At 60.4% G+C, this 9,437-nt stretch carries 8 protein-coding genes and 1 pseudogene; 4 read left to right on the forward strand and 5 right to left on the reverse strand.

The genetic code is table 11. From position 1 onward, the window contains the following. A pseudogene (locus NW834_RS12265) lies at positions 1-146 on the forward strand (RNA-guided endonuclease TnpB family protein); the annotation flags it as partial. Here NW834_RS12265 and NW834_RS12270 read toward each other — a convergent pair. Continuing rightward, positions 118-831 (reverse strand): ABC transporter ATP-binding protein, encoded by a 714-nt coding sequence (locus tag NW834_RS12270; protein WP_414418732.1) that lies wholly within the window; start codon positions 829-831, stop codon positions 118-120. The pseudogene NW834_RS12265 and the gene NW834_RS12270 sit on opposite strands and share 29 nt — an antisense overlap. 404 nt (positions 832-1,235) lie before the next feature. On the opposite strand from NW834_RS12270, the gene NW834_RS12275 reads away from it, so the two are divergent. Further along, positions 1,236-1,736: a DoxX family protein gene (locus tag NW834_RS12275; RefSeq protein WP_414343683.1), complete on the forward strand. Its 501-nt coding sequence runs from the start codon at positions 1,236-1,238 to the stop codon at positions 1,734-1,736. Positions 1,737-1,816: 80 nt separating this feature from the next. On the opposite strand, the gene NW834_RS12280 is transcribed toward NW834_RS12275, so the two are convergent. From NW834_RS12280 to NW834_RS12290, 3 genes are read right to left on the reverse strand one after another with little or no spacing between them, the layout of a single operon-like run. Further along, positions 1,817-3,991, reverse strand: a complete 2,175-nt coding sequence (locus tag NW834_RS12280) for an RNA degradosome polyphosphate kinase (protein WP_414343684.1) — start codon at positions 3,989-3,991, stop codon at positions 1,817-1,819. A gap of 58 nt (positions 3,992-4,049) precedes the next feature. Beyond that, the gene (locus tag NW834_RS12285) at positions 4,050-5,009 is read right to left on the reverse strand and encodes a branched-chain amino acid ABC transporter permease (RefSeq protein ID WP_414418731.1); all 960 of its coding nucleotides are present in this window, start codon (positions 5,007-5,009) and stop codon (positions 4,050-4,052) included. Beyond that, on the reverse strand, positions 5,009-5,878 hold the full coding sequence (locus NW834_RS12290; RefSeq protein WP_414418730.1) for a branched-chain amino acid ABC transporter permease: 870 nt from the start codon (positions 5,876-5,878) through the stop codon (positions 5,009-5,011). The genes NW834_RS12285 and NW834_RS12290 overlap by 1 nt, the downstream gene beginning before the upstream one ends. Before the next feature lie 155 nt (positions 5,879-6,033). Here NW834_RS12290 and lptC point away from each other — a divergent pair, with 155 nt between their 5' ends. Together lptC and NW834_RS12300 are read left to right on the forward strand one after the other, a co-directional pair. Beyond that, on the forward strand, positions 6,034-6,999 hold the full coding sequence (gene lptC, locus NW834_RS12295) for an LPS export ABC transporter periplasmic protein LptC (protein ID WP_414418729.1): 966 nt from the start codon (positions 6,034-6,036) through the stop codon (positions 6,997-6,999). 83 nt (positions 7,000-7,082) lie between these two features. Continuing rightward, on the forward strand, positions 7,083-8,846 hold the full coding sequence (locus NW834_RS12300; protein WP_414418728.1) for a sulfatase: 1,764 nt from the start codon (positions 7,083-7,085) through the stop codon (positions 8,844-8,846). Between the two features lie 12 nt (positions 8,847-8,858). Here the strand turns inward: NW834_RS12300 and NW834_RS12305 are convergent, their stop codons facing one another. Then, a complete protein-coding gene (locus NW834_RS12305) occupies positions 8,859-9,353 on the reverse strand; it encodes a DUF3531 family protein (protein WP_414331319.1) in 495 nt (164 codons plus the stop codon). Positions 9,354-9,437: the final 84 nt, after the last annotated feature.

The raw sequence follows: 9,437 nt of genomic DNA on the forward strand, positions 1-9,437 counted from the left end.
GGGAAGGGGATGCGGATTTGAATGGTGCGAATGTGATTGCGCTCTTGGGGGCTGTCGTAAACCAGCCTAGAGGTTCGGGCTTGTTTTGTTCTCTGGTAGGGCAGAGCAGGCTCAGGGCTACTGAAAGCCCGCTCCGTACCGCTTAGCGGTCGGAGTCGGGTAGTTTACGGCCTCTTCTTGGTCGTGGGTGACGTACAAAAAGGTGAGACCAAGGCGGTGTTGTAGGGCCTTGAGTTCAAACTGCATCTGTTGGCGCAACTTCAAATCCAGCGCCCCCAAAGGTTCATCCAGCAAGAGCACCTGCGGTCGGCCAACCAAAGCCCGCGCCAAGGCCACCCGTTGCCGTTGCCCCCCTGAAAGTTGGCTGGGTTTACGGGATCCCAGATCGGGCAGTTGTACCAGCTCCAGCGCCTCTTGCACTCGCTTTTGGCGCTCCTTCGGCGGTATGCCGCGGATCATCAAGCTGTAGCCAACGTTCTCCGCCACCGTCATGTGGGGGAAGAGAGCATAGTCCTGAAACACCGTGTTCACAGGCCGTCGGTAGGGCGGCAGACCCAAAACATTCTGGCCGTTCAATTCGATCTGCCCCTCATCCGGACGCTCAAAGCCCGCGATCATCCGCAAACAGGTGGTTTTGCCCGAACCCGACGGCCCCAACAACGTAAAAAACTCCCCCTGCTGCACCTCCAAATCCACCCCGTCCACCGCTTGGATCCCGGAAAAGTTGCGGCTGACCCTCCGCAAACGAATGGCAGGTGGGGATCCCTCCTCTCTCCCGGCTTGGGCTTTGGCGGAGCTGACATCAGAGGCGAGGACAGATTCGGCAATCATAGCGACAGGGTCAGCCAATGAACCCATTATGAGGGATCTATTTACGAGGGTTGACAGGTCTCAGCAAGGCAGGAAAGGTTCCAGGCCAAGAGCAGAGGTGGTGTGCGAGGGTGAAAGCTCGCCGGAAACCCACCCGACCGGTCGCGAAAGCGGGCCGGAGGCCTTTCGCGGAAGCGGACCGGAGGCCTTGTTTTTGCATGGGATCCCTGTTTTTGCATGGGATCCCTTGACCACTGGGGATCTGAGTCCCACCCTTGTTACAGAAATTTAGAATCGTTACAATAAGTTAGAATCTTTGCTCATCTTTGCATCGCAGGTTTTATCCTATGGCACTCACTCAGCAGTTTCCCGTGCTACTCGCCTCAGCTTTGCGTCACGACAGCGTAACTCCGCGCTGGTCTCAAGTGGCGTGGACCGTTTTGCGGGTGGTGGCAGGGCTATTCATGATTCACAACGGCCTTGACAAACTGGCAGATATCGAAGGATTTGCGACGGCTTATGTAGAAGTGATCGGGTTGCCCTTCCCGATCTTTTTTGCTTATGTAGCCGCCTATACCGAGCTGATTGCAGCCCCCATGGTGGCGTTGGGTTTGTTGACCCGAGGGGCAGCACTGGGCTTGTTCGCCACGATGGCAGTGGCCATGTTCCATCACATTAAGGTGGCCGGCTTTAGCGTTCCCTATCTGGAGCTGTCGGCCATTTACGCAGCGATCTTCTTGGCCTTTGCGGTGAATGGGGGCGGCTGGTTCTCTGTGGATCAGCTCTTGGTGAATGCAATCGAGTCGTGGCTGAACCGCGCCAGCCGGGAAAAGTTGGAGAGCTTGCAGTCTTCGTTGCAGGCCACGGAACGGGTAATTGCGCTGGGCGAGGAAGAGGCCGAGGCCGCCAAGACCACCGGATCCTGAGCTTTGGTGGCCATTCCCGATAGCGGCGAGGCTGCTCCTCTCTCCCTCTGAGAGAGAGGTTAGCAGTGAGAGTCATCCTGCTAAATGCGGCTGGCGGCCCGCTCCATCAGGCGTTGGTGGGTGGAGCGCACAGGCTCTCCTGGCTTGGGTTGCCGCTGCACGTAGGTGCCATCAGGGCGCAACTCCCAGGCTTGCCGGTTGTCCGTCAGGCAGATGTCCAAGATCGCCTTGAGCTCCCGCTGCAACGCGGGATCCTCCACAGGGGTAACCACCTCAACGCGCCGATCCAGGTTGCGGGTCATGTAGTCGGCACTGCCGATGAAGTACTCTTCCTGGCCGCCATTGTAGAAGTAGAAGATGCGGGAGTGCTCCAGGAAGCGCCCGATGATGCTGATCACGCGGATGCGTTCGCTTAGGCCGGGGATCCCCGGCTTGAGGCAGCACATGCCGCGCACGATGAGATCGATCTCCACCCCGGCTTGGCTGGCCTCGTAGAGCAGCCGGATCATTTCCGGGTCGGTGAGAGAGTTGATCTTGACGATGATACGCCCCTGGCCCCCCGCTTGGGCATGGCGCATCTCGCGGCGGATCAGGGCTTCCATGCCTTGGCGTAGGGTTCTGGGGGCCACCAAGAGCTTGCGGAATTGCCGTTGCCGTGAGTAGCCCGTCAGTAGGTTGAACAATTCCGTAACATCGTTGCAGAGGGTCTCATCGCAAGTGAACAGCCCTAGGTCGGTATAGATACGGGCAGTTTTGGGGTTGTAGTTGCCGGTACCGATGTGGACGTAGCGGCGCAGGGATCCCTCCTCTTCCCGCACCACCAAAGCCAGTTTGCAGTGGATTTTCAGCCCCGGCAGGCCGTAGGCCACGTGGACCCCGGCTTTCTCCAGCTTTTTGGCCCAGAGGATGTTGTTTTCTTCGTCGAAACGGGCTTTGAGCTCCACCAGAGCGGCCACCTGCTTGCCGTTTTCGGCGGCCTGAATGAGGGATTTCACCACCGTCGAGTCGCCGGAGGTGCGGTAGAGGGTTTGCTTAATGGTGAGCACCTGCGGATCGTTGGCGGCCTCCTCCAAAAACCGTTCCACGCTGGCGGCAAAAGAATCGTAGGGGTGATGCACCAACAGATCCCCTTCCCGGATGACGGCAAAGATATCCACCGGCTCATCGCTGACCGAGGCAGTGCGCAGGCGGGGCGGGGTGACCGGCCCCCAAGGGGGATCCTTCAAATCGGGCCGATCCAGGCTGAGAAACGCCATCACCCCCCCCATACTCAAGAGGCCATCCACTTCGTACACCGAGTCACTGTTGAGGCGCATCTCTTCGCTGAGCCGTTGTCGGATGGCTGCCGGAGTTTGGCTGGCAATCTCCATGCGCACCACTGAGCCGAAGCGGCGCTTGCGCAGCTCTTCTTGAATGGCAGCCAGCAGATCGTCGGCCTCGTCCTCTTGGATTTCCAGATCGGCATCCCGGGTGATGCGGAAGGGGTAGTACTCCAGCACCTGCATGCCGACAAACAGCGCTTCCAGATGGTGGGCAATCACCTGATCCAGCGGCACAAAGCTCACCCCATCCCGCAGCGGCACAAAGCGGGGCAAGGTGTTGGGCACCTTCACGCGAGCAAAATGCTCCTTGCCAGTCTCTGGATCCCGCACCACCACCGCCAAGCTGAGGCTGAGGTTGGAGATGTAGGGAAAGGGATGGCCTGGATCCACCGCCAAGGGGGTGAGCACTGGAAACAAACGCCTCTCAAAGTAGTCCCGCAGCTCCTGCCGTTCCGACTCGGCCAGCTCGGAAAAATCGCGGATGTGAATGCCCTGTTCCGCCAGCTTGGGCACCAGTTCCTGCCGGAAGCAAGTGTGCAATTTTCGAATCAGGGGGCGCAGGTGGCTCGAGATCTGCTGCAACTGCTGCTGCGGTGTAAGGCCATCCGGGGTTAGCACCAACACGCCCGTTTCCAACTGACGACGGATCACCGCCACCCGCACCATGAAAAATTCGTCCAGGTTGCTCTCAAAGATGGCCAGAAACTTCAGCCGCTCCAGCAGCGGTGTGCGCTCATCCAGGGCCTCGTGCAAAACCCGGGCATTGAATTCAATCCAGCTCAGCTCCCGGTTGAAATACTGCTCCGGCAGAGCATAGCCCTCTTGGATGGGTGTAGTCCGGATCCCTGGTTGTCCGGCATCAGGGGGGCAGCCCGTCGTGTCGGGGTTGCAGGGTGGCCAGGAAGGGTCAGTTTCCTTGGGACGCGGAGTCATGACGACAGAGGGCTGGGTTATCTCAAACACGTCAACAACAGCTGGAGCCGACCCAATCCTATCCTGCGGGGTTCTGCTTAGGCGAAGGAGAAGTGCCCAAGACGGGCTTGGGCGGACGTTCAGGCAACAATCCTTGAGAGCGCGTCAGAAGAATGACCTGGAGCAGGATCCCGATCAACAAAATGCGCAAAGGGCCAGCCCGGGTGGCCCACTGGGGCGGCAAACGGTTGGTGAGCCACTCGCTGCCCGACCACACCCCCCAAATTACCAGCGCTCCCAGCAAGGCGCCGCGATTGTTGCCACTGCCCCCCGCGATCAGCATTACCCAAACGATAAAGGTGGCAAACTCCGGTTGAAAGGCTTCTGGGCTGATGAAATTGACAAAATGGGCGTAGAGGGCCCCCGCCAACCCCATGAGCATGGATCCCAGCACAAACGCCTGCAGGCGAAACTGGAGCACATCTTTGCCGGCGGCCATGGTTGCCGGTTCATCCTCGCGAATGGCCCGCAGCACCCGCCCCCAGGGGGAGCGATAGGCCCGCTCCGCAGCCCAATAGACCACCGCCAAAATGACCAGCACCAAGCCCAAGTAGAGAAGGGTATCCTGACCTGGGATCCAGCCGCGAAAGGGTCGTGGAATGCGGGTAATTCCCCGTACGCCATTGGTCAGCCAGCCCTCATTTCTCAGGATTTGGCTGATGATCTCAGCAATGCCGATGGTGGCGATGGCCAAGTAGTCGGAACGCAGCTTCAGGGTAATCAACCCGATCAAAAAGGCAATCGCCCCGGCGACAGCCACAGCTATGGCAAAACCCACCCAAAAGGGCAGATTGAAGCCGCCCAAATGCTCGGCGCTTGGGGGTGTGGTGACAATGGCGCTGGCATAGGCTCCCACGGCAAAAAAAGCCCCCACCCCGATGTTGAACATGCCGGCGTAGCCCCACTGGATATTGAGGCCCAGCACCAGCACGCCGTAGATCCCCACCAAAATCAGAAAGAAAATGCCGTAGCTCAACATCAGACATCCCCCCCACCTGGGGATCCCAGTAATCCCGTGGGTCGGAAGATCAGCAGCAATACCAATATGGCGAAGGCCACCCCGGTTTTATAGGCAGGGTTCATCACCAAGGTGGAAAACTCTTCCGCCAGGCCAATCACCAGCCCTCCAGCAATGGCCCCGTAAGGGCGACCAATGCCGCCGAGAATGGCCGCTGCAAAAATGGGCAGCAATAGCCGCCAGCCCATGGTGGGGTGCAGACGGGTATCCATGCCCAGGAACACACCTGCTGCACAGGCCAAGGCTGCGCCGATGGCCCAAGTCCAGAGGACGATCCGCTCTGTATCAATGCCGGTAATCTTGGCCAGCTCAAAATTGTCGGCCATGGCCCGCATCGCTTTGCCCACCCGCGTGCGTTGTAAGAAGAGATGCAGTGCCACCACCAACAGGGCTGTTCCCGCCAGGATTACCGCCCAATCGGGCTTGATGCGCAGCTCTCCAAGCCGCCACGGCAACTGGATCCCGCTGCGGTACACCTGATTGTTGGGCCCCCAGATGATCTGCACCAGGCTGCGCAGAATCAGGGCGGTGCCAAAAGAAGAAATGAGCAAGATCACTGGTGCCTCCCGGCGCAGGCGGCGATAAATGAGTTGGTCGATCCCAACTGCACAAAGTACCGTGGCCAAGGCTGCCGGGATCAGGCTCACCCCAATCGGCCAACCCAGCCCGACCAACGTCAGGCCGAAGTAGGCCCCCAGCGTCATCAGATCCCCATGGGCAAAGTTGGCAAAGCGCAAAATGCCAAAGGTCAGCGACACCCCAATTGCTCCCAGGGCGTAGATGCTGCCCAAGACAAGGCCGTAGATGAAAAGTTGCAACAGTTGGGTCACGCTTGCCCCCAAAAACACTTTGCCCTGATAATGCCACGGGTTTGCCGAGAGCGGGATCCGGCTCAGCGCAGCGGAAGGATACGGCTGATCGCGCCAGCGGGACGGAGTCCTAAGAAAGCTAGGGTAGGGGAGAGCGCCCACAAGGAAGAAGATCCATGCAGTCCAGGTCTTTGTCTGTCCTCCGTTTCCTGGCCGTTTTGGCCCTGCTGAGCGCGGGCTGTGGCGGGCCGGAGTGGGATCCCGATGCGCCTTCCGAGCCCATCTCCACCCCCCAGTTGATCTACGAAGACATCACCCTCACCCAAGCCAGGCCCGACGGCGGCATTCTTTGGCGCTTACAGGCTCGCCTGGCCGAATATGAGTCCCCCCCAGAAAATGGTGCCGCTCCTGTGCAGTTGGGATCCGCCCATTTGCAGGCCGTTCAGGGAGAATTTTTCGACGAAGACAACCGCGCCATCCGCACCCGCGCCGAGCAAGGCTCTGCCTACCCCGGCGAACGACGTCTGGAATTGAGGGGTCAAGTCGAGGTGGAATCGGAGCGAGACAACCTGCGTCTGGAGGCCCAGCGGGTGGAATGGCTGCCGGAACAGCGCCTCCTCCAAGCTGAGGGCCAGGTGAAAGTGGAGCTGTTGGAGGGCCAGGGATCCCTGTGGGGGGATCGGCTGCTCGTTGATTTTGGCCAAGCCCAGATGCAGCTGGAGAACTGGGATCCCACTCAGCCGGTGCGGGCAGAGTACCGGGATCCGGATCTGGAGCTGGCTGCCAGCCGTTTTCTGTGGCAATTTGGCGTCGGGGAAGTGCAGGCAGTAGGGTCTGTAGAGGTTTACGCTCCCTTACAAGCTTTGCGCCTCAGGGGCGAGCAGTTGCGGGCTCCCCTGCCTCTAACCGAGTTGCGCATATTGGGCAACGGGCAAGCCAAAGCCGAGCAAACCGGTCAAGAGCTGCAGGCCCAGGAGATCCGCTGGCGCATCGGCTCCACCCAGCTGCAGGCCCAGGGCAACGTGCGCTACCGCCAGCCCGGCCAGGCTCTGACCGTTAGGGGCAACCAAGGGATCCTGGATTGGCAGGCCAACACCGCTCGGATCCAAGGCAACAGCCAAACCCAGCTCACTTTGCCCTAAGGGGGGCTGGGGGGAAGCAGAAAGCTGGCCGAGAGCATGGCAGGATAGGGATACCTTTAAGGAAAAGTATCGGGTGAGTTGTGGTGAGCTTTGAGGACTCCGTCCGAGTGGCGCAAACAGGACATTCCCCCGCAAGGGCCGGCGCTGCTGCCGTAGAACGCCCCAACATCCTGCTGATCGTGCTGGATACCCAGCGGGCGGATCGTCTCTCCTGCTACTGGTCGGAAGCGGAGCGTGCCCGCCAACTGCCCACCAGCCCCAACCTGGATCGGCTGGCTGCCGAATCCACCCTCTTCGAGCGGGCCATCGCCCCTGCCCAATGGACCATCCCCTCCCACGCTTCCCTCTTTACGGGGGAATATCCCAGCACCCACCAGACTGTCCAAGCAGATCTGGAGCTGAGCCCCGCCCTGCCCACCCTGGCAGAGCTGTTGCAGCTGAGCGGCTATACCACTGTGGGCTTTTGCAACAACCCTCTGGTGGGGATCCTGAAAAACGGCTTGCGGCGCGGCTTTGAAACCTTTTACAACTACGGTGGCGCTCTGCCCACCCGCCCCCCCGAAGGCACCCCCTTGCCCGCCCCCTTGAACCGCTGGCTGGCCGCCTACACCCAATTTTGGCGGCGGCTCTCCTATCCGGTGCAAAACGCCTTTGCCCGCTCCGACGCCCTCTTCCAGCTGGCGCTGCACCCCTGGTTTGCCTCCCTCTGGACCCGCCTGCTCAACTTCAAAGGCAACACCGCCGCCTCGATTGCCGACCTCAACCGCTACCTGCAGCAGATGGCCCGCCGCCGGTCGGATCCCGGAGCACGGCCCTTCTTTTGCTTTGTCAACCTGATGGAGCCCCATCTGCCCTACTGGCCGCCGGAGCCCTTTGTGCAGAAATACGCCCCCTATTTCAAAAGCAACCGCGAGGCCCGCGACTTTTTGCGCCAATACAACGCCCAGCCCTACCGCTGGATGGCGCCCCTGCCGCAGCCCCTTTCTCCACTGCAAGCGCAGGTGCTGCGGGATATCTACGATGCTGAGGTGGCCTACCAAGATCACCTACTGGGATCCGTCTTCGACACCCTGCGCCACACCGGCCTGGAGCAGAACACGCTGGTGGCCATCGTCGCCGATCACGGCGAAGGCCTGGGAGAACACGACTTCGTCGGCCACGCCTTTGTGGTCTACGAAGAGCTGATCCGCGTGCCCCTCATCCTGCGCTATCCCGGCCACTTCCCGGCAGGAAAACGCATTGCCACCCCCGTTTCCACCCGCCGCCTCTTCCATACCCTCCTGGAAGCTGCCGGCTTTAGCCCCAACCTTTCCCCCAACGGTGCCCCCTGTGTCAGCCTCAAGCTCCGCCGCGAGGTCGCCCGCCTCAGCTTGGCCCGCACCTTGGCAGGGGAAGATCCCGAGCAGGGAACAGTGCTCAGCGAAGCCTTCCCGCCCCACCTCCTCATTCGGGCTATGGAAAGCCGTAACGACAGCCTGCTGCGGGCGCGTGCCTGTTACGACATCCGCCGTGCCCTCTATGAGGGGATGACCAAGCTCATCCAAACGGGGGATCGTCCCAGCCTCTACAACTTGGAGCAGGATCCGGCGGAGCTGCGGGATCTGCTCTGGGTCGGCGACGGGGATCCTGTCTCCTCTCTCCCTGATGCTGATCCGCAACGCTGTCACGACGGGTCGGCGGGGGAAGCCGGCTGGCCCCAGGCTTGGCTGGCTCGCCTGCAGCAGGGGCTGAGAACGTGGGTGAGCTGGGCAGAGTCCCGGCGGCCTAGCACGGCTCCTCGCAAGGTGAATGTGGAAAGCGATGCCGACTTGGTGCGGCAGATGCAAGAGCTGGGCTACTTGGAGTAGGCAGGGATCCCGCTATTCCAGCCCTCCTTCCTCCTCCCTGTGATCCCGCACATAGCCGTTTAGATCGTAGTCATCCATGTCATCCATCTCCTCCGGATCCGCCGTTGGCCAATCCTCATTTTGCCCGCCGATAATCACGCGGCTGAGGCCGATGTATTCCAGGCTGAGGGTGCGCAGGGCGTTGATCAACACATCCAGCGCCATCGCATCGGCGGTGCCCAGATCAAACCAGCAGCGGGCCCAGTTGTCCTTCTCTTCCAGGGATCCCATGTTGTGCATTAGGGAAGGCAAGGGCTCCGATTCGTTGGGATACTCCAGATAGCTCAGATCCACCTCGGCCTCTTGGGCCACCAGACGCTCGGCGTTAAATCCCCCCAGTTTGCCCAACACGTACCACGACTCCAGCACCTCGTTGAGGTACTCCAGCTCAGCTTCGACCGGCGGCTCGGCAAACTCAAACCAGATCCACAGATTTCCCGGATCGCACTCGCGAAACTCCACTTGCATGGACAGTTCCTGATACATTTACGCTGAACACTGCTGAACATCACTGTTCAACTATGCAGCGATAGCATTCTGTTTGTTTCCAAA

Source organism: Synechococcus sp. R60.1 (assembly GCF_047461835.1).
Classification (GTDB): domain Bacteria; phylum Cyanobacteriota; class Cyanobacteriia; order Thermostichales; family Thermostichaceae; genus Thermostichus.

What these genes read in the sequence shown, in the direction of transcription:
- NW834_RS12270 (WP_414418732.1), bottom strand. Translation starts at nt 831, where the DNA reads ATGATTGCCGAATCTGTCCTCGCCTCTGATGTCAGCTCCGCCAAAGCC.
- NW834_RS12280 (WP_414343684.1), bottom strand. Translation starts at nt 3,991, where the DNA reads ATGACTCCGCGTCCCAAGGAAACTGACCCTTCCTGGCCACCCTGCAAC.
- NW834_RS12285 (WP_414418731.1), bottom strand. Translation starts at nt 5,009, where the DNA reads ATGTTGAGCTACGGCATTTTCTTTCTGATTTTGGTGGGGATCTACGGC.
- lptC (WP_414418729.1), top strand. Translation starts at nt 6,034, where the DNA reads ATGCAGTCCAGGTCTTTGTCTGTCCTCCGTTTCCTGGCCGTTTTGGCC.
- NW834_RS12305 (WP_414331319.1), bottom strand. Translation starts at nt 9,353, where the DNA reads ATGCAAGTGGAGTTTCGCGAGTGCGATCCGGGAAATCTGTGGATCTGG.